This is a genomic window from Paenibacillus alginolyticus DSM 5050 = NBRC 15375 (assembly GCF_000422905.1).
Classification (GTDB): domain Bacteria; phylum Bacillota; class Bacilli; order Paenibacillales; family NBRC-103111; genus Paenibacillus_E; species Paenibacillus_E alginolyticus.
The window spans coordinates 25,459-48,855 of the sequence record NZ_AUGY01000049.1 but is presented as its reverse complement, the minus strand read 5'-3'; the positions used below and the strand labels follow the sequence as shown (position 1 = coordinate 48,855).

The 23,397-nt window shown below is 44.5% G+C and carries 21 protein-coding genes, 1 pseudogene and 1 other annotated feature; all 22 genes and pseudogenes read left to right on the top strand.

Going from position 1 to position 23,397, the window contains the following annotated elements:
- Window positions 1-7: 7 nt before the first annotated feature.
- The 22 genes and pseudogenes from gltX to tuf all read left to right on the top strand — a co-directional run bounded on the left by gltX (window position 8) and on the right by tuf (window position 23,310).
- Window positions 8-1,462, top strand: a complete 1,455-nt coding sequence (gene gltX, locus G519_RS0121645) for a glutamate--tRNA ligase (RefSeq protein ID WP_029196480.1) — start codon at window positions 8-10, stop codon at window positions 1,460-1,462.
- 327 nt (window positions 1,463-1,789) lie between these two features.
- Window positions 1,790-2,479, top strand: a pseudogene (gene cysE / locus G519_RS0121640) (serine O-acetyltransferase); the annotation flags it as partial.
- Window positions 2,460-3,860 carry a cysteine--tRNA ligase gene (cysS, locus tag G519_RS0121635; RefSeq protein ID WP_029196478.1) on the top strand — a complete coding sequence of 467 codons (1,401 nt, stop codon included), beginning with the start codon at window positions 2,460-2,462 and terminating at the stop codon, window positions 3,858-3,860. The pseudogene cysE and the gene cysS, both read left to right, overlap by 20 nt.
- Window positions 3,857-4,288 (top strand): Mini-ribonuclease 3, encoded by a 432-nt coding sequence (locus G519_RS0121630; protein ID WP_029196477.1) that lies wholly within the window; start codon window positions 3,857-3,859, stop codon window positions 4,286-4,288. Before cysS ends, G519_RS0121630 begins: the two co-directional genes overlap by 4 nt.
- A gap of 53 nt (window positions 4,289-4,341) precedes the next feature.
- Window positions 4,342-5,082 carry a 23S rRNA (guanosine(2251)-2'-O)-methyltransferase RlmB gene (gene rlmB / locus G519_RS0121625; RefSeq protein ID WP_029196476.1) on the top strand — a complete coding sequence of 247 codons (741 nt, stop codon included), beginning with the start codon at window positions 4,342-4,344 and terminating at the stop codon, window positions 5,080-5,082.
- Between the two features lie 5 nt (window positions 5,083-5,087).
- Window positions 5,088-5,600 carry an NYN domain-containing protein gene (locus G519_RS0121620; protein ID WP_029196475.1) on the top strand — a complete coding sequence of 171 codons (513 nt, stop codon included), beginning with the start codon at window positions 5,088-5,090 and terminating at the stop codon, window positions 5,598-5,600.
- Between the two features lie 119 nt (window positions 5,601-5,719).
- Window positions 5,720-6,364, top strand: coding sequence for an RNA polymerase sporulation sigma factor SigH (gene sigH, locus G519_RS0121615; protein ID WP_028557511.1), 645 nt, complete (start codon window positions 5,720-5,722; stop codon window positions 6,362-6,364).
- 224 nt (window positions 6,365-6,588) lie between these two features.
- Window positions 6,589-6,738, top strand: a complete 150-nt coding sequence (gene rpmG, locus G519_RS49120; RefSeq protein WP_079418041.1) for a 50S ribosomal protein L33 — start codon at window positions 6,589-6,591, stop codon at window positions 6,736-6,738.
- A gap of 19 nt (window positions 6,739-6,757) precedes the next feature.
- On the top strand, window positions 6,758-6,970 hold the full coding sequence (gene secE, locus G519_RS0121610) for a preprotein translocase subunit SecE (protein WP_029196474.1): 213 nt from the start codon (window positions 6,758-6,760) through the stop codon (window positions 6,968-6,970).
- A 24-nt stretch (window positions 6,971-6,994) separates the two neighbouring features.
- The gene (gene nusG, locus G519_RS0121605; RefSeq protein WP_029196473.1) at window positions 6,995-7,528 is read left to right on the top strand and encodes a transcription termination/antitermination protein NusG; all 534 of its coding nucleotides are present in this window, start codon (window positions 6,995-6,997) and stop codon (window positions 7,526-7,528) included.
- A 102-nt stretch (window positions 7,529-7,630) separates the two neighbouring features.
- A complete protein-coding gene (gene rplK / locus G519_RS0121600) occupies window positions 7,631-8,056 on the top strand; it encodes a 50S ribosomal protein L11 (RefSeq protein WP_029196472.1) in 426 nt (141 codons plus the stop codon).
- Window positions 8,057-8,174: 118 nt separating this feature from the next.
- Window positions 8,175-8,867, top strand: a complete 693-nt coding sequence (gene rplA / locus G519_RS0121595) for a 50S ribosomal protein L1 (protein WP_029196471.1) — start codon at window positions 8,175-8,177, stop codon at window positions 8,865-8,867.
- A gap of 54 nt (window positions 8,868-8,921) precedes the next feature.
- Window positions 8,922-9,076, top strand: a sequence feature (ribosomal protein L10 leader region).
- Between the two features lie 66 nt (window positions 9,077-9,142).
- Window positions 9,143-9,652 carry a 50S ribosomal protein L10 gene (gene rplJ, locus G519_RS0121590; RefSeq protein WP_029196470.1) on the top strand — a complete coding sequence of 170 codons (510 nt, stop codon included), beginning with the start codon at window positions 9,143-9,145 and terminating at the stop codon, window positions 9,650-9,652.
- 54 nt (window positions 9,653-9,706) lie between these two features.
- Complete coding sequence (gene rplL / locus G519_RS0121585) at window positions 9,707-10,072, top strand: 50S ribosomal protein L7/L12 (RefSeq protein WP_029196469.1); 366 nt, start codon at window positions 9,707-9,709, stop codon at window positions 10,070-10,072.
- Between the two features lie 145 nt (window positions 10,073-10,217).
- Window positions 10,218-10,814 (top strand): class I SAM-dependent methyltransferase, encoded by a 597-nt coding sequence (locus tag G519_RS0121580; protein WP_029196468.1) that lies wholly within the window; start codon window positions 10,218-10,220, stop codon window positions 10,812-10,814.
- Between the two features lie 382 nt (window positions 10,815-11,196).
- Complete coding sequence (gene rpoB, locus G519_RS0121575) at window positions 11,197-14,736, top strand: DNA-directed RNA polymerase subunit beta (protein ID WP_029196467.1); 3,540 nt, start codon at window positions 11,197-11,199, stop codon at window positions 14,734-14,736.
- Window positions 14,737-14,805: 69 nt separating this feature from the next.
- Window positions 14,806-18,426 carry a DNA-directed RNA polymerase subunit beta' gene (rpoC, locus tag G519_RS0121570; protein ID WP_029196466.1) on the top strand — a complete coding sequence of 1,207 codons (3,621 nt, stop codon included), beginning with the start codon at window positions 14,806-14,808 and terminating at the stop codon, window positions 18,424-18,426.
- A gap of 190 nt (window positions 18,427-18,616) precedes the next feature.
- On the top strand, window positions 18,617-18,868 hold the full coding sequence (locus G519_RS0121565) for a ribosomal L7Ae/L30e/S12e/Gadd45 family protein (protein WP_029196465.1): 252 nt from the start codon (window positions 18,617-18,619) through the stop codon (window positions 18,866-18,868).
- A gap of 163 nt (window positions 18,869-19,031) precedes the next feature.
- The gene (rpsL, locus tag G519_RS0121560) at window positions 19,032-19,451 is read left to right on the top strand and encodes a 30S ribosomal protein S12 (RefSeq protein WP_028557500.1); all 420 of its coding nucleotides are present in this window, start codon (window positions 19,032-19,034) and stop codon (window positions 19,449-19,451) included.
- A 44-nt stretch (window positions 19,452-19,495) separates the two neighbouring features.
- Entirely contained in the window at window positions 19,496-19,966 is a 471-nt protein-coding gene (rpsG, locus tag G519_RS0121555) for a 30S ribosomal protein S7 (RefSeq protein WP_028557499.1), read from the top strand.
- Window positions 19,967-20,004: 38 nt separating this feature from the next.
- Window positions 20,005-22,080 (top strand): elongation factor G, encoded by a 2,076-nt coding sequence (gene fusA / locus G519_RS0121550; protein WP_029196464.1) that lies wholly within the window; start codon window positions 20,005-20,007, stop codon window positions 22,078-22,080.
- A gap of 39 nt (window positions 22,081-22,119) precedes the next feature.
- Entirely contained in the window at window positions 22,120-23,310 is a 1,191-nt protein-coding gene (gene tuf, locus G519_RS0121545; RefSeq protein WP_028557497.1) for an elongation factor Tu, read from the top strand.
- The last annotated feature ends 87 nt before the right edge of the window (window positions 23,311-23,397 follow it).

Sequence of the window (23,397 nt, the reverse complement as noted above, 5' to 3'; positions counted from 1 at the left end):
GACACACATGAATCAGCCTTTACGTGTGCGTTATGCACCTAGTCCGACTGGACATTTACATATTGGCGGTGCTCGTACAGCACTGTTTGATTATTTATTGGCGCGTCGCCATGGCGGTGCGTTCGTTGTTCGTTTTGAAGACACGGATCAAACGCGTCACAAAGAGTCCGGAATTGAAGATCAGTTGAATGGTCTTAGATGGCTTGGTTTAGAGTGGGATGAGAGCGTAGATATCGGAGGTCCTTACGGTCCTTATCGTCAGATGGAGCGACTGGATATTTATCAGACGTATCTCGATCAATTGGTTCAGAGCGGCCATGCGTACCATTGCTATTGCTCGGAAGCCGATTTGGAGCAGGAGCGGGCAGAGCAAGAAGCACGCGGAGAAATGGGCGGTTATTCAGGGAAATGCCGTAACTTAACAACTGAGCAAATTGCTGCTTATCAAGCTGAAGGACGTAAGCCTTCCATTCGTTTCCGTGTTCCAGAAGACCGGATTATCGGCTTCGAGGACAAGGTGCGCGAGCATGTTGAATTTGAATCCAATGGGATTGGCGATTTCATCATTGCACGTACGGATGGCATTCCAACCTATAACTTTGCTGTCATTGTGGACGATCATTTGATGAAAATCAATCTGGTTATTCGCGGTGAGGAGCATCTGTCCAATACACCAAGACAAATCCTCATGTACGAAGCACTGGGACTTCCTGTGCCTGACTTTGCTCATTTGGCGCTTATTTTAAATCCTGATCGTAAAAAAATGAGTAAACGGGATGAATCCATCATTCAGTTTATCGAACAGTACAAAGAGCTAGGCTATTTGCCTGAAGCTGTTGTTAACTTCATTGCCCTGCTCGGTTGGTCTCCTGGCGGCGAAGAGGAAATGTTCACGAAGGAAGAACTTATTGCCCAGTTTGACCTGGATCGCGTATCCAAGAGTCCGGCTGTGTTTGATATGGATAAATTGAATTGGATGAACAATGCTTATTTGAAAAAGGCGCCTCTCTCCCGAGTGGTCGAGTTATGCGTGCCTCATCTGCAAAAGGCTGGGTACATCCAAGGTGATTTGGATACGGCAGCCCAAGAGTGGGTAACGGCTCTCGTAGGCCTCAATCAAGAGAGAATGCGTTTCGCGGCAGAGATTGTCGAGCTATCAAGCATCTTCTTCAAAGAAGAGCTGGTTATCGACGAGGAAGCTTCGGCTGTATTGAAAGAGGAGCATGTGCCTGTTGTGCTAGCTAGCTTCCTCACGCAAGTCGAACAAGCGGAAGACTTCACCGTAGAAGCTATCCCTGCTTTGCTTAAGCAAGTGCAGAAAGATACGGGCTTCAAAGGGAAACAATTGTTTATGTCGATTCGTTCTGCGCTTACAGGACAAGTGCACGGACCTGACTTAAATGTGTCTCTTTACTTACTTGGCAAAGAAAAAGTTGCCTCTCGTCTAAGGAACTTATTGTAATGCGGGTTTCTTTTCGCTATACTTAGTTCAATATCGAATGCAATGATCAGGAGAGTACGTTTAACTAGGGATTTATCAGAGAGGATAATCGAAGCCGCGAGGCTTTGGCTGTGAGTTATCCAATTCCTGTAATCGGAAATGCACCTGGGAGCTGCCGCGCCGAATACTCGTGAGAGTAGGGTAGGCGCAGCCGGAATACCCACGTTACGGGAACCTAAGTTGGGAGACTTCCGAGTCACCAAGCAGAGTGGAACCGCGATAATACGCCTCTGCAGCCATATGGCTGCAGGGGCTTTTTTGTTTTAGAAGAATCCTTGTAATGATTTCTACGAAGAAGGTGAGAACATGTGGGCAACGATCAAATCTGATATATCCGCCGTATTCGATAACGACCCGGCTGCACGCAGCTGGTTTGAGGTTATTTTTACGTATTCTGGTCTTCATGCGATTTGGTCTCATCGAATCGGCCATTGGTTTTATAAGCGGGGGATGTACACTATCGCTCGTATTGTTTCGCAGTGGAGCCGGTTCATGACAGGGATTGAGATTCATCCGGGTGCAACGATAGGGAAAAGGCTGTTTATTGATCATGGCATGGGTGTTGTTATCGGGGAAACCTGTGAGATAGGTGATGATGTCATCCTATACCAAGGCGTAACCTTAGGGGGGACGGGGAAAGAAAAAGGTAAGAGACATCCAACTATTGGCAACAATGTAGTTATTGGCTCTGGTGCCAAAATTCTAGGTTCTTTCCTTGTAGGTGAAAATTCACGAATTGGTTCTAATGCGGTAGTCATTCAGGAAGTTCCTTCAAATAGCACCGTCGTCACGATCCCAGCTAAACTTGTGAAGCGGGATGGAGTTCGTGTGAACCGTTTGGACCATGGGAACTTACCAGATCCCATTGTGGATATATTTCAAGAATTACAGAATCAGATTAACGATTTAAAACAGCAACTTGAACAAGAACGCCTTAAGAATGGAGAAACGAGAGAACATGACACTACGAGTGTATAATACGCTAACGCGAAAAAAAGAAGAATTTGTTCCTATTGAACCAGGCAAAGTGAAAATGTACGTTTGCGGACCTACTGTGTATAACTATATTCACATTGGTAACGGCAGACCGGTTATTTTCTTCGATGTTGTACGTCGCTATTTGGAATCTCAGAAATATGAAGTGACCTATATTACGAACTTTACCGATGTGGATGATAAAATGATTCGTAAAGCTGAGGAGTTGGCTGTTACCGTTCCAGAGCTTGCCGAAACATTCATTCAAGCCTTTTTGGACGATGTCAAAACGCTTGGCGTTCACGATGCTACCTTGAATCCGCGTGTGACGGAGAATATCCAAGAAATTATTGATTTCATAGCTGCTCTCGTTGAGAAAGATTTCGCGTACGAAGCCCGCGGTGACGTGTATTACCGAACAAGCAAATTTGCGGAGTATGGCAAGCTTTCCAATCAAAATCTGGAAGAGCTCCAATACGGTATCCGTATTGAAGTAGACGATCGCAAAGAGAGTCCTCAGGATTTTGTGCTTTGGAAAGCGGCAAAACCGGGCGAAATTTATTGGGATAGTCCATGGGGCCAAGGGCGTCCAGGCTGGCATATCGAATGCTCCGCCATGGTGCGCAAATATTTGGGTGAGACGATTGACATACACGGCGGCGGACAAGATTTGACCTTCCCGCATCATGAATGTGAAATCGCTCAGACGGAAGCTGTAACGGGGCATCCGATGGCCAATTATTGGCTGCACAATGCTTTCCTGAACATCGACAATGAGAAAATGTCCAAGTCGCTTGGCAACGGGATTCTTATTCGTGATTTAGTGAAACAAATCAAGCCGCAAGTATTCCGTTTCTTCATGTTGTCCGCGCACTATCGCAATCCGCTGAATTTCAGCGATGAGAGTTTGAAACAAGCCTCTAATGCGTTAGAACGGATCCAGAATGCTTATGACAACTTGAAGCACCGACTTACTACTGCTTCTGCGACCAGCGAAATTGAACCAGCGCTTACGGATCGCCTGGCTGCGATTGCGAATCAGTTCGATGATAAGATGAACGATGATTTCAATACTCCGGATGCTATAACGGCGGTTTTCGACCTTGTTGCTGAGGCGAACCTTTACCTGCAACAGGAGCGGGTAAACGCAGCCGCGCTGCAGCTCTTTTTGGATCAGCTGCAAGCGTTCGATCAAACCTTAGGGATTCTTTCGCAGCAAACGGATGAGCTGTTAGATGAAGAGATCGAGCAGTTGATTATCGAACGGACGGAATCGCGTAAGTCGAAGAACTGGGCCCGCGCGGATGAAATTCGTGACCTGCTCACAGAGAAAGGGATATTCCTTGAGGATACACCACAGGGAATACGCTGGCGCCGTAAATGAGCGAGTCCTTCCATGATGCTGCGAACCTTTTTGTTTTCCCGCCATCTAAAAGTCCCCATTTATTAAATCCGCTTGTATTAGCGTATATAGGGGATGCTGTGTATGAAGTATATATCAGGCAATATGTCATTTCTGGGGCTAACCATCGGCCAAACCATTTGCACAAAGCATCAACAGGATATGTCTCAGCCAAAGCGCAATCCAAGTTGTTGGAAGCTTTGATGCCAATGCTATCAGAAGAAGAAGTTGACATGGTAAAGCGGGGGCGCAATGCCAAATCGGGAACTACAGCCAAAAACGCGGAAGTGCTTGAATACCGGCATAGCACCGCGTTTGAGTGCTTAATCGGATATTTGTACTATAAACAATCTTTTGAGAGATTGAAGGAAATATTAGACTTTGCGATTGCTTACAAGCCGAACAAGTAGCTTAAGCTAAAGATGATTATATTGTTCAAGCAAAACTTTTAGGAGGAACAGGAATGGATGAAGAATATATCGGCGGGAAGCACTCCGTTCTAGAGGCGCTTCGTGCTGGTCGGACGATTAATAAAATATGGATCGCAGAGAGTGCTCAGAAGCAATTCGCGGGTCCTATTGTAGCGGAAGCCAAAAATGTTGGCATTATCGTTCAGTTTACGGACAAGCGCAAGCTGGACCAAATGGCCGAAGGACTACAACACCAAGGGGTTGTAGCGCAAGTAGCTGCCTATGAGTATGTCGAAGTGGAAGATATTTTAGCTAAAGCTAAAGAGCTTGGGCAGGAACCTTTTATCTTAATTCTGGATGAGATCGAGGATCCGCATAATCTGGGTTCAATCCTGCGAACAGCTGACTGTACAGGTGTCCATGGCGTCATTATCCCTAAGCGGCGTTCCGTCGGACTTACAGCGACAGTTTCCAAGACCTCAGCTGGGGCTGTTGAATACGTTCCCGTTGCACGTGTGACGAATATCGCGCAGACGATCGAGAAGTTGAAAGAACAGGGAGTCTGGGTCGCTGGAACAGATGTAACCGCTGCTCAAGATGTGTATAAAGCCAACTTTAGCATGCCAATAGCACTCGTTATCGGTAATGAAGGTAAAGGTGTAGGTCGATTAATCAAAGAGAAATGTGACTTCTTAGTTAAGCTTCCGATGGCGGGACATGTGAATTCTTTGAATGCGTCCGTTGCCGCGGGTGTATTGATGTACGAAGTGGTTAGACAGCGTAATAAGAGTTAAATGAAATGGAACAGTTTCTGATTGTTGATGGCTACAATATTATTGGCGCTTGGCCGGAGCTGAGTAAGCTGAAAGACACAGATCTGGAGGGCGCTCGCGATCAGTTAATTCATATGCTGGCGGAGTATCAATCCTACTCGGGTATGAAGGTGTACCTTGTTTTTGATGCCTATATGGTACCAGGACTTGGGAAGAAGTATGTGCAGAGTAAGCTCATAGTACTCTACACCAAAGAGAAGGAAACGGCAGATGAACGGATCGAACGCTTGGTTACGAATTTGATGGGAAGGCGTAAGCAGATCTATGTAGCCACCTCGGATATGATTGAGCAGCATGTCATTTTCGGTAAAGGAGCTCTTCGGATGCCCGCTGGTGAACTGCTAGTCAAAATCAAACAAAATCTCAAGGAAGTGCGAGAACGTATTCATCCTGAAACTTCATCCAAGCGTAATCCGTTCGAAGGTAAACTGAGCCGTGAGCTCAAAGAGCAGTTCGAACGGTGGCGAAGAGGAGAGTGAATCCTCCAAATGCTAGAAATGGTGCGGTTCACCGTTGACGGTGTGAGTTTTCTTCATGTATACTTAACCTAAACTTTTATAGTGAATCTGGGTAGTCCTGCAGGCCGGAGGGATTGTTGGTGAGTGTCGACCTCAAAGAACTGAGAATGTATGATTATGACCTCAAGCCAGATGAAGACATCGTCGAAGCAGTTCGTGAAGGCAGTAGCGAAGCGTTGGAATACCTTATCAATAAATATAAGAATTTCGTACGTGCCAAAGCACGTTCTTATTTTTTGATAGGTGCAGACCGTGAAGACATTGTGCAGGAAGGTATGATAGGTTTATATAAATCTATTCGCGACTTCCGAGGAGACAAGCTTGCTTCATTCAAAGCCTTTGCTGAACTGTGCATCACGCGACAGATCATCACGGCGATCAAAACAGCAACGCGTCAGAAGCACATTCCTCTTAATTCCTACGTGTCATTGGACAAGCCTATCTATGATGAAGATTCTGATCGTACGCTGCTTGACGTTATTAGCGGTTCCCGGGTTACAGATCCTGAGGAGCTTGTAATCAATCAAGAAGAGTTTACGGGCCTTGAAGATAAAATGGGAGAGATATTAAGTGACCTAGAGCGCAGGGTATTGATGCTCTATCTCGATGGCAGATCGTATCAAGAAATTGCTGTTGATCTCGATCGTCATGTGAAGTCTATTGATAATGCTCTTCAACGTGTTAAACGCAAACTTGAACGTTATCTAGAAGTCCGAGATTTGTAGGAAGTACCCGCGCCGCTTAAGCAGTGCGGGTGTTTTTCTTTGGGAGAATGTTTAACAATTGTTTAGAGAGTCTATACTGATGATACTCTCGCATTTATGAGACTTCTGCCTTGACACCCTATTACGGGTTGTGATAAAGTATTTCAGGTAGCCCTAAAAGTCGCTTTCTTTTTGACGCGCTTAGAAGGGCTTTAATTAGAAAGTGTCTGTAGGAGGTGTACATCATGCGGGTCATCATCACATTAGCGTGCACAAATTGCAAACAAAGAAACTATGCATCCACTAAAAATAAGCGCAACAATCCCGACCGTATTGAGTTGAAGAAATATTGCAAATTTTGCAATGAACATACTGCTCATCGCGAGACTAGGTAGTTCTTTGGAGGTGTAGTTTGTGGCGTTCTTGGCTAGAATGAGACAAAGCTTCGGATCCACTTTTTCCTTCTTCACCGACAGTTGGTCAGAACTCAAAAAGGTCAAGTGGCCAAGTCGCAAAGAGATGACAACCTATACGCTTGTCGTATTGGGTACTGTAGCTTTTGTTGCTATCTATTTTTTTGTGCTGGATCTAGGAATTTCTGAGTTGCTGCGCCTTGTTTTTAAATAAACAGGACTATAGGTGAATTTATTCATGGAAAAAAGATGGTACGTCGTACATACCTATTCAGGGTATGAGAACAAAGTGAAAGCCAACTTAGAGAAACGCGTTGAATCTATGGAAATGACGGACAAGATCTTCCGTGTGCTTGTGCCTATGGAAGAAGAACTGGTAAACAAAGACGGCAAGAAAAAAGTCGTCATGCGTAAAGTTTATCCAGGTTATGTTCTCGTAGAAATGATTCAAACAGACGACTCTTGGTATGTCGTGCGTAATACGCCAGGAGTAACTGGATTCGTAGGTTCTACAGGATCCGGCTCTAAACCGACTGCATTATTACCTGAGGAAGTTGAATCTATCCTGAAGCATATGGGTATGGAAGAGCCGAAGGAGAAAATCGACTTCGAACTCAAAGAAACCGTACGCGTTAAGGTGGGACCTTTCGCAAACTTTGTCGGCTCTGTTGAAGAAATTGTTGCTGACAAGGGTAAACTTAAGGTACATGTCAACATGTTTGGTAGAGAAACCCCGCTTGAGCTCGATTTCGACCAAGTGGAAAAGCTATAAAACAAGAAAACCAAGGGTTTCTACCAGGTCTATTCCTCGGGATAGACCTTCGTTAGTGGGATGGCAATGAGATCCCATATTAAGAGCAAGGAGGTGTCTATCATGGCAAAAAAGGTTATTAAAATCGTGAAGCTTCAAGTTCAAGCTGCGAAAGCAAATCCAGCACCACCGATCGGTCCAGCATTGGGTCAAGCAGGTGTGAACATCATGGCATTCTGTAAAGAGTTTAACGCTCGTACTGCTGATCAAGTTGGTCTTATCATTCCGGTTGAAATCACAGTATTCGAGGATCGTTCCTTTACATTCATCACTAAAACGCCTCCGGCTGCAGTTCTTCTTCGCGTCGTTGCTGGTATCGAAAAAGGATCCGGTGAACCAAACAAAAAGAAAGTTGCAACTGTGAAACGCGCAAAAGTTCGCGAAATCGCTGAACAAAAAATGCCTGACCTAAATGCTGCATCCGTTGAGGCTGCAATGCGTATGGTTGAAGGTACTGCTCGCAGCATGGGAATCACTATCGAAGATTAATTCCGCAAGGAATGCGGTTAAACGGTAAGCATTTGCTTTCGAAGTGAGTTTTCTACGAAAACTCTTCAGCCGCTCGGTGGGAGGATTATCCGCTAATACCACTAAGGAGGAAATTTAAATGCCTAAACACGGTAAAAAATACCGCGAAGTATCTCAGCTTGTAAATGCTGAAACTTTGTATGATCCGTCAGAAGCAATCGAGCTTGTTAAGAAAACAGCTCCTGCTAAATTTGATGAAACTGTAGATGTTGCAGTTCGTCTGGGTGTTGACCCAAGAAAACAAGATCAGGCTGTTCGTGGTGTCGTTGTACTTCCACACGGTACTGGTAAAACGAAACGTGTACTTGTATTTGCTAAAGGCGAGAAAGCGAAAGAAGCTGAAGCGGCTGGTGCAGATTTTGTTGGTGATGCTGATATGATCAACAAAATTCAACAAGGTTGGTTCGAATTTGACGTTTGCGTAGCTACTCCGGACATGATGAGCGAAGTTGGTAAACTGGGTCGTATCCTCGGGGGTAAAGGTTTAATGCCAAACCCTAAAGCAGGAACAGTTACTTTCGACGTTACCAAAGCTGTTCAAGAGATCAAAGCAGGTAAAATCGAGTACCGTCTTGACAAAGCAGGCCAAATCCATGCTCCACTTGGCAAAGTATCTTTCGATGCTGATAAGTTGAATGAAAACTTCAAAGCATTGGTTGATGCACTTGTAAGAGCGAAACCAGCAGCTGCTAAAGGTGTTTACCTGAAAAACATTGCTGTATCCTCCACAATGGGTCCAAGCGTTCGTGTGAACCTGCAATCCTTCAGATAAGTAAAAGCTACCAGTTGACTTCGGTTGCTGGGCGTGATACTCTATCAAAGGTCATAAAAATGAATATGCAAACCGTAGACAGTAGGTGCCAACGTGCTTAATTTCCTACCGAGGTGTTATGATATATATTGCGATTTCTTTGTACATCAGGGAAAAAGTGAACACATCATGCCTTCGTAGCGTCTACGAAGGCATTTCTTATTTTAGATAAGGAATGCTGATGCTCCTACTGTTTGCGATCTTGAAAGATAAATGCATAAGAAGTGAGGTGTACTATGGCAAACGCGAAAATTCTTGCACAGAAAGAACAGGCAGTAGCTGAAGTAACTGAAAAGTTTAAAGCTAGTGCTTCTACAATCATAGCAGACTACCGCGGTTTGAACGTAGCTCAAGTAACGCAGCTGCGCAAAACCTTGCGCGAAGCTGGAATTGAATTCGTAGTTCTCAAGAACTCGTTGGCTAGACGCGCATCGGCAAATGCTGAATTAAGCGCATTGGATGAGTACCTAACAGGTCCAACTGCTATTGCTTTCAGCAATGACGATCTAGTCGCTCCAGCGAAAATTTTGACTGAATTTGCGAAAAAGAATGATCAATTGAGCGTAAAAGGCGGCGTGGTCGAAGGCCGCGTAGTTGGATCCCAAGAAATCAAAGCACTTGCAGAACTTCCGTCCAGAGATGGTCTTCTCTCCATGTTGCTTAGCGTTCTTCAAGCTCCAGTTCGTAACTTTGCACTTGCTGTTAAAGCAGTTGCTGAGAAAAAAGAAGCTGAAGGTCAAGCTTAATTTTGTTTTACAACAACAACCACAAAATATATGAATGATAATGGAGGTTTAACCATGAGCAACAATGCAACGATCCTAGAAGCAATCAAAGGCATGACAATCTTGGAATTGAACGACCTGGTTAAAGCAATTGAAGAAGAGTTTGGCGTAACAGCAGCAGCTCCAGTAGCAGCTGGCGGTGGCGCAGCAGTAGCAGTTGAAGAAGCTCAAACTGAGTTTGACGTTATCTTGACTAGCGCTGGCGCATCCAAAATCAACGTAATTAAAGTAGTTCGCGAAATCACAGGTCTTGGCCTGAAAGAAGCGAAAGACTTGGTTGATGGCGCTCCTAAAGCAGTTAAAGAAAAAGTTAGCTCCGAAGAAGCAGAAGCTGTTAAAGCTAAGCTTACTGAAGCTGGCGCTTCCGTAGAAGTTAAGTAATCTTTCAATAGGAAACCTCTTGAAGCTTGACTTCAAGAGGTTTTTTTAACCGTTATAAGATGAGGTTTTTACCCTTAGGAAAGCCTTTGGAACGCTCTCGTTATTTGATTTTCCTAAAGGTAAAAGTGGAGGAGGAATTCATAACGTGTCAGAGCATTACTATACGGAGCGACCGACGGTTAAACGAGATGTCCAGACTATGCAAGAAGTCTTGCGTGGCAAGACATATACGTTCCTGACGGACGCGGGAGTCTTTTCGAAAAAAGGTGTCGATTATGGAAGTAAGCATTTAATTGAAACCATGCAATTGCGCGAGGATGCTAAGGTTCTTGATGTAGGGTGTGGGTACGGTCCAATCGGGCTAAGCGCTGCTGTGATGTGTCCGAAGGGGCATGTGACAATGGTTGATATCAATGAGAGAGCGGTCGAGCTTTCTGCTGATAATGCGAAGCGTAACGGAATTGCGAATGTGACCATCCTTCAAAGTGATCTTTTGGAACAAGTAAAAGAGCAGAGATTTGATACTGTTCTAACTAATCCACCGATTCGTGCCGGCAAGGAAGTTGTTCATCGCATTTTTTCAGATGCTTATGATTGCTTAGTTGAAGGCGGGTCTATCTGGGTTGTTATTCAAAAAAAGCAAGGTGCTCCATCGGCAATGAAAAAACTCGAGTCTATTTACAGTGAAGTGACTGAGGTTTCCAAAGATAAAGGGTACAAAATTCTCAAGGCTACGAAGTAGTGGCAGTGGATGAGATTTGGTTTTAAGTCTTAACTGTTAATCCAGGGAAATTGTTTGACTTGACATTTCACATGTGGTATTATTAAAAAATGTCAGTATTAAGATGGGACACATGTCTTTAGTTAACAAAAATGTCAAGTATTTTTTTCTTCCAGAATGAATAAAATATGAACGTGTAACGTATAATGTTTGAATTTTAGGAAACTCTAACAGGATGGGAAGAAATATTTGGAAAAGTCTTATTGATTTCAGGGAAAAACCTTCCTTCATACAGTCGCTTAATTCGGACGGGCTCCACTAATGGAGGCGTCCTGAGTGTACGTCGGTAGAAGTTTTTCTTCTTCTTTTTATTTATTGAGTAGAGTTGAGGGGTGAATGAAAGTTGGCGGGACATCTTGTTCAATTTGGACGACGTAAACGCAGGACTTATGCACGAATTAATGAGGTGCTGGGCATTCCAAACCTGATTGAAATCCAGCAAAAATCGTATGAGTGGTTTTTGGAAGAAGGACTTCGCGAGATGTTTCAGGATATCTCTCCGATCCAGGATTTTACAGGTAACCTAGTACTGGAGTTTATTGACTATAGCTTAGGCGATCCTAAGTACTCAGTTGATGAATCCAAAGAACGCGACGTAACCTATGCGGCGCCGTTAAGAGTCAAAGTCCGTTTGATTAATAAGGAAACCGGCGAGGTCAAAGAACAAGAAGTGTTCATGGGGGATTTCCCTATCATGACTGACACGGGAACGTTCATTATTAACGGTGCGGAGCGTGTAATCGTCTCCCAGCTCGTTCGTTCACCCAGTGTTTATTATAGCACGAAAGTGGATAAAAACGGCAAAAAAACATATACCGCAACCGTAATTCCGAACCGTGGAGCTTGGTTGGAGCTTGAGACTGATGCGAAAGATATCATCTATGTTCGTATCGACCGTACGCGTAAAATTCCAGTAACTGTTCTTCTTCGTTCCTTAGGATTTGGCACAGATGCTGAGATTTTGGATTTGCTCGGTGATAATGAATATATCCGTAATACGCTCGATAAAGATAACACGGATTCTACGGAAAAAGCGTTAATCGAAATCTATGAGCGTCTTCGTCCGGGTGAGCCTCCTACGTTAGATAATGCTAGAAGCTTGATCGTTGCTCGTTTCTTTGATCCGAAGCGTTACGATTTGGCGAATGTAGGTCGCTACAAAATTAACAAAAAACTTCACATCAAAAACAGATTGTTCAATCAACGTTTGGCTGAAACACTGGTGGACTCCGAGACTGGAGAAATCATTGCAGAAGCTGGTCAATTGCTTGATCGTCGTGTGTTAGATGAAATCCTTCCTTTTATTGAAAAAGGTGCAGGATATAAAGAATTTACAATTCCAAAAGGTGTAACGGGCGCAGATACGATTCCAGTTCAGTGCATCAACGTTTATTCACCAACAGAAGAGGGCAAGGTCGTTAAAGTTATTTCTAACGGTGTTATTGATAAAACTGTCAAAAACATCACGCCTGCCGATATTATTTCATCCATTAACTACTTCATCAATTTGCTTCACGGTATCGGGAATACGGATGATATTGACCACTTAGGTAACCGTAGACTTCGTTCTGTAGGTGAATTGCTGCAAAATCAATTCCGTATTGGTCTTTCCCGTATGGAACGTGTTGTTCGTGAGCGTATGTCGATTCAAGATGCGAATGTGATTACACCGCAAGCCTTAATCAACATTCGTCCTGTTATCGCATCAATCAAAGAGTTCTTCGGTAGCTCCCAGCTTTCTCAGTTTATGGACCAAACGAATCCACTTGCTGAATTGACGCACAAAAGACGTCTGTCTGCACTCGGACCCGGCGGTTTGACGAGAGAGCGCGCAGGTATGGAAGTTCGTGACGTGCATCACTCTCACTATGGCCGTATGTGTCCAATTGAGACGCCAGAGGGACCGAACATTGGTTTGATCAACTCCTTGTCTACGTTTGCCCGTATTAATGAGTATGGCTTCATTGAGGCGCCGTACCGTTGGGTAGATCCGAAGTCTGGACTTGTAACCGACCAAATCGCATACCTGACAGCAGACGAAGAGGATAACTATGTTATCGCTCAGGCGAATGCACAATTGACGGAAGATAATAAATTCGTTGAAGATGCTATTATCGTTCGTTACAAGGATGACAACTTAACACTTCCGGTTGAACGTGTCGATTACATGGACGTTTCTCCGAAGCAAGTTGTTTCCGTGGCAACGGCATTAATTCCGTTCCTTGAAAACGATGACTCCAACCGTGCGCTTATGGGTTCAAACATGCAGCGTCAAGCGGTTCCGCTTTTGATCCCGAAAGCACCTCTTGTAGGTACGGGTATGGAGCATAAGGTCGCTAAAGACTCAGGAGTATGTATTGTCTCCAAATTCGATGGAATTATTGAGAAAGCTGCTGCGAATGAAATTTGGCTGCGTCGCCAAGAAATGGTTGATGGCAAGCTGGTTAGCGGCAACATCGTCAAATATAAGCTCCACAAATTTATGCGTTCTAACCAAGGTACGTGCATCAATCAACGTCCTATTGTCAAAAAAGGACAGTTGGTTAAAACGGGCGATATTCTTGCAGACGGACCTTCAACAGAACAAGGTGAATTGGCGCTTGGACGCAACGTTGTCGTAGCGTTCATGACTTGGGAAGGTTACAACTACGAGGATGCGATCTTGCTTAGCCAAAAGCTTGTGAAAGAGGACGTATACACTTCTATTCACATCGAGGAATACGAGTCCGAAGCTCGTGATACGAAGCTGGGGCCTGAAGAAATCACACGTGATATCCCGAATGTTGGGGAAGATGCACTGAAAAATCTTGACGAGCGCGGTATTATCCGTGTCGGTGCCGAAATCGGCGCAGGCGATATCCTTGTTGGTAAAGTAACGCCGAAAGGTGTAACGGAGCTAACAGCGGAAGAAAGATTGCTGCATGCGATCTTCGGTGAGAAGGCTCGTGAGGTTCGTGATACATCCCTTCGCGTACCGCATGGTACAGACGGTATCGTTGTTGATGTGAAAGTATTTACTCGTGAGAACGGCGATGAGCTGCCTCCTGGTGTGAACCAACTCGTTCGTGTCTATATCGCACAAAAACGGAAAATTTCCGAAGGCGATAAAATGGCGGGACGTCATGGTAACAAAGGGGTAGTAGCACGTATTCTTCCAGAAGAAGATATGCCTTTCCTTCCAGATGGTACTCCGGTTGAAGTTGTATTGAATCCACTAGGGGTTCCTTCACGGATGAACATCGGTCAAGTACTTGAAGTTCACTTGGGTATGGCTTCCAAGTACCTGGGTATCCATGCTGCAACGCCAGTATTCGATGGAGCGCGTGAGTATGACGTGTTCGATGCAATGGAAGAAGCAGGTATGCAGCGTAGCGGTAAAACGATTCTGTACGACGGTCGTACAGGGGAATCGTTCGAACGTGAAGTAACCGTAGGCGTCATGTACATGATTAAACTGGCGCACATGGTTGATGATAAAATCCATGCCCGTTCCACAGGACCTTACTCCCTTGTTACTCAGCAGCCGCTGGGTGGTAAAGCGCAGTTCGGTGGACAGCGTTTCGGGGAGATGGAGGTATGGGCACTCGAGGCTTATGGAGCTGCTTATACATTGCAAGAAATTCTTACCGTGAAGTCCGATGACGTTGTAGGCCGTGTGAAAACATATGAGTCTATCGTTAAAGGCGAGAATGTTCCAGAACCAGGTGTTCCGGAATCATTCAAAGTTTTGATCAAAGAGCTTCAAAGCTTAGGTATGGATGTTAAAATCCTCTCCGGCGACGAAGAAGAGATCGAAATGAGAGAAGCCGACGATGACGACGAAGTCACTAGCGATAAATTAAACCTAAACTTAGAGGGCTCTGAATTAGGAGTCAACGAATAAAGAACACCACAATAGATCGAGAACGATTCACTGCATAGTGGGTTTAAATTCTTAAAGGAGGGTTGCTCCTTGATGGACGTTAACAACTTCGAGTTTATGAAAATCGGCTTGGCATCACCCGATAAAATTCGCTCTTGGTCCCGTGGGGAAGTAAAGAAGCCGGAAACGATTAACTACAGAACCTTAAAGCCTGAGAAAGAAGGTCTTTTCTGCGAAAAGATCTTCGGGCCTACCAAAGATTGGGAATGTCATTGCGGTAAATACAAACGAGTTCGTTATAAAGGCGTAGTTTGTGACCGTTGTGGCGTTGAAGTAACACGTCAAAAGGTACGTCGTGAGCGCATGGGTCATATTGAACTTGCCGCTCCGGTATCCCACATTTGGTACTTTAAAGGTATTCCAAGCCGTATGGGGCTTGCGCTAGATATGTCTCCAAGATCATTGGAGGAAATTATCTACTTCGCTTCCTATGTGGTAACAGATCCAGGGGATACACCTTTGGAGAAGAAACAACTTCTTTCCGAGAAAGAATACCGCAGCTATCGCGAGAAGTACGGTTATGCTTTCCAAGCGGGAATGGGTGCGGAAGCCGTTAAGAAACTTCTGATCGATATTGATATCGAGCGTGAAGTAGATACACTCAAAGAAGAACTCAAAACAGCGCAAGGTCAACGCCGTAATCGTGCGATTAAGCGTTTGGAAGTTATGGAAGCTTTCCGTAACTCGAAGAATTTACCAGGTTGGATGGTTCTGGATGTACTTCCTGTCATCCCTCCGGAGCTTCGTCCGATGGTACAGCTCGATGGTGGTCGCTTCGCGACTTCTGACTTGAATGATCTGTATCGCCGCGTGATCAACCGTAACAACCGTTTGAAAAGATTGCTCGACCTAGGCGCTCCGGATATCATTGTTCAAAATGAGAAGCGGATGCTGCAAGAAGCGGTTGATGCGCTTATCGACAACGGTCGTCGCGGCCGTCCGGTAACAGGTCCTGGTAACCGTCCTTTGAAATCACTCAGCCACATGCTGAAGGGTAAACAAGGTCGTTTCCGTCAAAACTTGCTCGGTAAACGTGTTGACTACTCCGGTCGTTCCGTTATCGTTGTAGGTCCTAACCTGAAGATGTACCAATGTGGTCTCCCGAAGGAAATGGCTCTTGAGCTGTTCAAGCCTTTCGTGATGAAAGAGCTTGTGAATAAAGGTTTGGCCCACAACATCAAAAGTGCAAAACGTAAAGTTGAGCGCGTAAGTCCAGATGTTTGGGATGTTCTTGAAGAAGTCATTAAGGAGCACCCGGTTCTTCTGAACCGTGCCCCTACACTGCATAGATTGGGTATTCAAGCTTTTGAACCGATTCTGGTTGAAGGCCGCGCTATTAAGCTTCATCCGCTCGTTTGTACAGCTTACAACGCTGACTTCGACGGTGACCAAATGGCCGTTCACGTACCATTGTCATCGGAAGCTCAAGCCGAAGCTCGTTTGCTCATGCTGGCGTCAGGCAACATCTTGAATCCGAAAGACGGTAAGCCTGTTGTTACGCCTTCACAGGATATGGTTCTGGGAAGCTTCTATTTAACAACAGACAACAAGTTCGCTAAAGGTGCTGGTTCTATTATTAGAACAGTTCATGAGGCAGTTTCGTCTTACCAATCAGGCAAAATGGCTCTGCACGCACGGGTTGCTATTCCTGCAAGAGCATTGAACAAAGTTAGTTTCACTGAGAAACAACAAAATGCAATCTTGATCACTACGATCGGTAAAATCATTATGAATGAGATTTTCCCTAGCGACTTCCCATTCATTAATGAACCAACCAAAACGAACCTACTTAGCGGGATTCCTGATTCTCACTTTGTTTTCGAAAAAGGTGCTGATCTTAGAGCTATTATGTTGGAGCGCGATGAGAACAAAGCGGTAGGTAAAGAATATCTCGGTTCTATCATTGCTGAGTGTTTCCGTAAATACCACACAACTCAAACGTCCATGATCCTTGATAAAATTAAAGAGCTTGGATTCACGTACTCCACCAAAGCGGGTATTACCGTAGCTGTCTCTGACGTTGTCGTTCCTACTGAAAAAGTAGCCATTCTCAAAGAATGTGAAGAGAAAGTACGTGTAGTTACGAACCAATACCGTCGTGGTTTGATTACAGATGAAGAGCGTTATGACCGTGTTATTGCGATCTGGAGTAAAGCGAAGGATGAAATCACAGATATTTTGATGAAATCCCTTGATAAATACAACTCTATTAGCATGATGGTTGAATCCAAAGCACGGGGTAATAAATCACAGATTACACAGCTTGGCGGTATGCGTGGTTTGATGGCGAATCCATCCGGTAAAATTATGGAGTTGCCAATTAAATCGAACTTCCGTGAAGGCTTGACCATCTTGGAGTACTTTATTTCCACGCACGGAGCGCGTAAAGGTCTTGCCGATACGGCGTTGCGTACAGCTGACTCCGGTTACTTGACTCGTCGTCTCGTTGACGTTGCACAAGATGTAATTGTTCGTGAAGATGATTGTGGAACAGATAAAGGCTTCATGGTTAGCAAAATTCAAGATGGTAAAGAGGTTATTGAAGATCTCTATGACCGTATTGAAGGTCGTTATGCTTATGAAACCCTTCGTCATCCGAAAACGGGTGAAGTCATTGTTCAACGCAATGAGCTCATCGAATCGGGTATTGCTGATACGATTATTGAAGCTGGTATCGAGAAACTTCAAATTCGTTCCGTCCTTAGCTGCCGCACCAATCATGGTGTTTGTAAAAAATGTTACGGTCGTAACTTAGCAACTGGTCAATTTGTTGAGGTTGGTGAAGCGGTTGGTATTATCGCTGCTCAATCCATTGGTGAGCCAGGAACACAGTTGACGATGCGTACGTTCCATACCGGTGGTGTTGCCGGAGATGATATTACGCAAGGTTTGCCGCGTATTCAAGAGCTCTTCGAAGCTCGGAATCCGAAAGGTCAAGCGATCATTTCCGAAATTGATGGTACAGTCAAAGAAATCCGTGAAGCTAAGGACCGTCGTGAGATCGAAGTCCAAGGGGAAGCGGAGTCCAAGGTTTATGCAGTTCCTTACGGATCACGTGTACGTGTTTCATTGAATCAACAAGTGGAAGCTGGAGACGAGTTGACTGACGGTTCTATCGATCCGAAAGAAATGCTCCGTATCAAAGGTATCCGCGGCGTGCAGAACTACATTCTGCAAGAGGTTCAACGCGTTTATCGTAACCAAGGGGTAGAAATTAACGATAAACATATTGAAGTTATGGTTCGCCAAATGTTACGGAAAATCCGTATCGTTGACGCTGGAGATACAACGCTTCTACCTGGTTCCTTCGTAGACATTCATGAATATGAAGCAGCCAACAAAGTAGCCTTGTTCGCTGGCAATGAGCCTGCTGTCGCAAGACCAATCTTGCTCGGTATTACTAAAGCGTCCCTAGAGACTGATTCCTTCCTATCTGCAGCTTCTTTCCAAGAAACAACACGTGTCTTGACTGATGCAGCGATTAAAGGCAAGGTTGACCAATTACTTGGTCTTAAGGAGAACGTTATTATCGGTAAACTTATTCCTGCAGGTACAGGTATGCCTCGTTACCGGAACATTCGTATTACGGATCCGAACGAAGTGCTTGTACAAGACGAAGACCTTGAAAAAGAGACTGTCGCTGTTGAATAGATTTGCGGTGTGATCATGAGGGATGGCCACTTTATTATGAAGTGTGCTGTCCCTTTTGATTTACTTTTGTTAATCTAGTAAGAATAATAAAATATAAGAAGTTATTCCTTGACACCCGAAGTTCAAAATGCTAATATATCGTAGTGTGCCTAAGTCGATATTCTTTCCTTTTCTTTGAAGGGGGTGCCTTATGTCTTATGATAAAGTCAAACAGGCGAAGAGTATTAGTGTAGGTACGAAGAAAGTTACAAAAATAGTCGAACAAGGTAAGGCAGTCGAAGTTTTTGTTTCCAAAGATGCAGATCCGCGATTGACGATAAATCTGGTAACTCTTTGTACGCAGAAGGGTGTACCTGTTACCTATGTGGATTCTATGAAGATGCTAGGTAAAGCATGTGGAATTGAAGTTGGAGCTGCGGTAGCAGCTGTTGTAAATGAATAAACGCTAAAGACGTTTTTGTTAGTGGTTATAGCCTACATTAGTACTAGTGACTTTTTGCAGCTATCCATGGCAAGGACTTTCTCTTTGCTCATTTATGACTCGCCTGGATCTGTGGGCTTGCAAGAAGAACATCATGTTATGAATGTAGGGAGGAGGTGGCGATATGCCAACAATTAACCAACTAGTACGTAAAGGTCGTCAAGCGAAGGTGGATAAGTCTAAATCACCAGCTTTGCAAAAAGGTTTTAACGCTTTGAAAAGAGAAGCAACGGATTTGAGTGCACCTCAAAAACGTGGTGTCTGCACGCGTGTAGGTACTATGACTCCTAAGAAGCCTAACTCCGCACTTCGTAAATATGCACGTGTTCGTTTAACGAACCGCGTAGAGGTGACAGCTTACATTCCAGGTATCGGTCACAACCTGCAAGAACACAGCGTTGTATTGATCCGTGGAGGTAGAATTAAAGATCTTCCAGGGGTACGTTATCACATCGTGCGTGGCGCGCTGGATACTTCCGGTGTTAACAACCGTAAGCAATCCCGTTCCAAATACGGTACAAAACGTCCGAAAGTTAAAAAATAAGAGATAATAATCAGGGATGATTCTTATAAGAAAGGGGGATAACTATGCCTCGTAAAGGTCCAGTTACTCGCAGAGACGTATTGCCAGATCCAATTTATAATAGCAAACTAGTTACTCGTCTTATCAATCGCATTATGGTTGATGGAAAAAGAGGGGTAGCACAAACCATTCTATACAACGCTTTTAACCTCGTGAAAGATCGTACAGGTAAAGAGCCGATGGAAGTGTTTGAAGCTGCTATCAAAAATATTATGCCAGTACTAGAAGTTAAAGCTCGCCGTGTTGGTGGAGCAAACTATCAAGTGCCTATCGAAGTAAGACCTGATCGTCGTTCGACATTAGGCTTGCGTTGGTTGGTAAACTACTCACGTCTACGTGGTGAGAAGACGATGGAAGAAAGATTGGCTTATGAAATCATCGATGCTAGCAACAGCACAGGCTCTTCCGTTAAGAAACGTGAAGATACACACAAAATGGCTGAAGCTAATAAAGCATTCGCTCACTATCGTTGGTAGAATTCTAAATTAATATCAGAAAGGAGACATAACGACCTATGGCTAGAGAGTTCTCCTTAAAAAACACACGTAATATCGGGATCATGGCTCATATCGATGCTGGTAAAACGACAACAACAGAGCGCATTTTGTACTATACTGGTAAAGTTCACAAAATCGGAGAAGTGCACGAAGGTGCAGCTACGATGGACTGGATGGAACAGGAACAAGAGCGCGGAATCACGATTACTTCCGCCGCTACAACTGCGCAATGGGAAGGTCACCGCATCAATATTATTGATACCCCGGGACACGTTGACTTTACCGTTGAGGTAGAGCGTTCCCTTCGTGTGTTGGATGGAGCAGTTGGTGTATTTAGTGCGAAAGAGGGCGTTGAGCCTCAATCGGAAACAGTTTGGAGACAAGCTGATAAATACAACGTTCCACGTATTGCTTACGTAAACAAAATGGACATCATCGGTGCAGACTTCTTGCAAGTTGTTGAATCGATGCGTCAAAAACTTGGTGCAAATGCAGTAGCTATTCAACTTCCAATCGGTGCTGAGAATGAATTCAAAGGCATCATTGACTTGGTTGATGAAGTTGCTTATATGTACAAAGACGATCTTGGTAAGGATATCGAGAAAATCGAGATTCCTGCTGAGTTCAAAGATCAAGTTGCAGAACTTCGTTTGGAATTGATCGAGAAAGTTGCAGAGCTTGATGAAGAGCTTACAATGAAATATCTCGAAGGCGAAGAAATTTCTGTTGATGAGATCAAAGCAGCTCTACGTAAAGGTGTCTGTGAAGTGAAAATCTTCCCAGTTATTGTAGGGTCTTCTTACAGAAACAAAGGTGTACAATTGATGTTGGATGCGGTAATTAATTACCTGCCATCACCACTTGATGTACCTGACATTAAAGGTGTACTTGACGACGGTACTGAAGTGGTTCGTAAGTCTGCTGATGATCAACCTTTCTCAGCGCTTGCATTTAAAATCATGACAGATCCTTTCGTTGGTCGTCTTACGTTCTTCCGTGTTTACTCTGGTACCTTGAACTCCGGTTCCTACGTTGTTAACGCAACGAAAGGCAAACGTGAGCGCGTTGGTCGTATCCTGCAAATGCATGCGAACAGCCGTCAAGAGATCAGCATTGTATACGCTGGTGACATCGCCGCGGCCGTTGGATTGAAAGATACAACGACTGGTGATACACTTTGTGATGAGAAAAATCCAGTTATTCTTGAGAAAATGGTCTTCCCTGAACCGGTTATCCAGCTTGCTGTTGAACCGAAGACGAAAGCCGACCAAGATAAAATGGGTATCGCATTGCAAAAGCTTGCTGAAGAAGATCCGACTTTCCGTGCTTCTACAGACGAAGAAACAGGACAAACGATCATCGCTGGTATGGGTGAGCTTCACCTTGAGATCCTCGTTGACCGTATGCTTCGCGAGTTCAAAGTAGAAACCAATGTAGGTAAACCACAAGTTGCTTATCGTGAAACGTTCCGTGCAGCAGCTAAAGTTGAGGGTAAATTCGTTCGTCAATCCGGTGGTCGTGGTCAATACGGACATTGTTGGGTTGAGTTTGAACCTCAAGAAGCTGGTACAGGTTTCATTTTCGAAAGCAAAGTAGTGGGCGGATCTATTCCAAGAGAATATATCGCACCTATTCAAGCTGGTATCGAAGAGTCCATGAAAAACGGTGTAATCGCAGGATTCCCGCTCGTGGATATCAAAGCTACAGTTGTCGATGGATCTTACCATGATGTTGACTCCAATGAAATGGCGTTCAAAATCGCAGGTTCCATGGCACTTAAAGCAGCTAAAGAAAAATGTAAACCGGTTCTTCTTGAGCCAATCATGAAGGTTGAAGTTACTGTACCAGAAGAGTACATGGGCGATGTTATGGGTGACCTTAACTCCCGTCGTGGACGTATTGAAGGTATGGATAACCGTCATGGCGCGCAAATCATCCGTGCTAAGGTGCCTTTGTCCGAAATGTTTGGATATTCCACAACACTTCGTTCGAGAACACAAGGCCGTGGTGTTTACTCCATGGAACTTTCACATTATGAAGAAGTACCTAAGTCCATTGCAGAAGAAATTATTGCAAAAGGCAAAGGCGCTTAATATAAAACTATTAGTCACTCTAAGGAGGAATCGTTTAAAATGGCAAAGGCTAAATTTGAACGTAACAAACCGCATGTTAACATCGGTACTATCGGTCACGTTGACCATGGTAAAACAACTTTGACAGCTGCTATTACAACTGTATTGTCCAAAAGATACGGTGGAGCTGCAGTAGCATTCGACCAAATCGATAAAGCACCAGAAGAGCGCGAGCGCGGTATCACAATCTCCACAGCTCACGTTGAGTACGAAACACCTAACCGTCACTACGCACACGTTGACTGCCCAGGACATGCTGACTATGTTAAAAACATGATCACTGGTGCTGCTCAAATGGACGGAGCGATCCTGGTTGTATCCGCAGCTGACGGCCCAATGCCGCAAACTCGTGAGCACATCCTTCTTTCCCGTCAAGTAGGCGTACCTTACATCGTAGTATTCCTTAACAAATGTGATATGGTTGAAGACGAAGAGTTGCTTGAATTGGTTGAGATGGAAGTTCGCGACCTTCTTAACGAATATGAGTTCCCAGGCGATGATACTCCAATCATCCGCGGTGCAGCTCGTGAAGCTCTTCAAAACCCAGATGGTCCTTGGGCTGACAAAATCATCGAGTTGTTCGAGCAAGTTGATACTTACATCCCAACTCCTGAGCGTCAAACTGACAAGCCTTTCCTTATGCCAGTTGAGGATGTATTCTCAATCACTGGTCGTGGAACAGTTGCAACTGGTCGTGTTGAGCGTGGTACTGTTAAAGTACAAGAAGAAGTTGAAATCGTTGGTATCGCTGAAGAAACTCGTAAATGCATCGTAACTGGTGTAGAGATGTTCCGCAAATTGCTTGATTCCGCTCAAGCTGGTGACAACATTGGAGCATTGCTTCGTGGTGTAGACCGTAAAGATATCGAGCGTGGACAAGTTCTTGCGAAACCAGGTTCAGTTAAACCACACACGAACTTCACAGCACAAATCTACGTTCTAACTAAAGAAGAGGGTGGCCGTCATAAGCCTTTCTTCACAGGTTACCGTCCACAGTTCTACTTCCGTACAACTGACGTAACGGGTATCATCTCCCTTCCAGAAGGTACAGAGATGGTTATGCCTGGTGATAACATCACAGTTACTGTCGAACTGATCAACCCAATCGCAATCGAAGAAGGAACACGCTTCGCGATTCGTGAAGGCGGACGTACAGTTGGTGCGGGCGCGGTTGCAACAATTCAAAAGTAGTACCTATATATAGAAGAAACACTCATCGTTTAGGCGATGGGTGTTTTTTTATGCATATGCCTAAAATTTCGCTTGCTTTTCGTTTTC

Excerpts from the sequence above, each read along its gene's own strand:
- rplK (WP_029196472.1), top strand. The coding sequence starts at position 7,631 with ATGGCAAAAAAGGTTATTAAAATCGTGAAGCTTCAAGTTCAAGCTGCG.
- G519_RS0121620 (WP_029196475.1), top strand. The coding sequence starts at position 5,088 with ATGGAACAGTTTCTGATTGTTGATGGCTACAATATTATTGGCGCTTGG.
- G519_RS0121630 (WP_029196477.1), top strand. The coding sequence starts at position 3,857 with ATGAGCGAGTCCTTCCATGATGCTGCGAACCTTTTTGTTTTCCCGCCA.
- cysS (WP_029196478.1), top strand. The coding sequence starts at position 2,460 with ATGACACTACGAGTGTATAATACGCTAACGCGAAAAAAAGAAGAATTT.
- rplJ (WP_029196470.1), top strand. The coding sequence starts at position 9,143 with ATGGCAAACGCGAAAATTCTTGCACAGAAAGAACAGGCAGTAGCTGAA.
- G519_RS0121565 (WP_029196465.1), top strand. The coding sequence starts at position 18,617 with ATGTCTTATGATAAAGTCAAACAGGCGAAGAGTATTAGTGTAGGTACG.
- rlmB (WP_029196476.1), top strand. The coding sequence starts at position 4,342 with ATGGATGAAGAATATATCGGCGGGAAGCACTCCGTTCTAGAGGCGCTT.
- rpmG (WP_079418041.1), top strand. The coding sequence starts at position 6,589 with ATGCGGGTCATCATCACATTAGCGTGCACAAATTGCAAACAAAGAAAC.
- rplA (WP_029196471.1), top strand. The coding sequence starts at position 8,175 with ATGCCTAAACACGGTAAAAAATACCGCGAAGTATCTCAGCTTGTAAAT.
- rpsG (WP_028557499.1), top strand. The coding sequence starts at position 19,496 with ATGCCTCGTAAAGGTCCAGTTACTCGCAGAGACGTATTGCCAGATCCA.
- rpsL (WP_028557500.1), top strand. The coding sequence starts at position 19,032 with ATGCCAACAATTAACCAACTAGTACGTAAAGGTCGTCAAGCGAAGGTG.
- rplL (WP_029196469.1), top strand. The coding sequence starts at position 9,707 with ATGAGCAACAATGCAACGATCCTAGAAGCAATCAAAGGCATGACAATC.
- gltX (WP_029196480.1), top strand. The coding sequence starts at position 8 with ATGAATCAGCCTTTACGTGTGCGTTATGCACCTAGTCCGACTGGACAT.
- fusA (WP_029196464.1), top strand. The coding sequence starts at position 20,005 with ATGGCTAGAGAGTTCTCCTTAAAAAACACACGTAATATCGGGATCATG.
- nusG (WP_029196473.1), top strand. The coding sequence starts at position 6,995 with ATGGAAAAAAGATGGTACGTCGTACATACCTATTCAGGGTATGAGAAC.
- tuf (WP_028557497.1), top strand. The coding sequence starts at position 22,120 with ATGGCAAAGGCTAAATTTGAACGTAACAAACCGCATGTTAACATCGGT.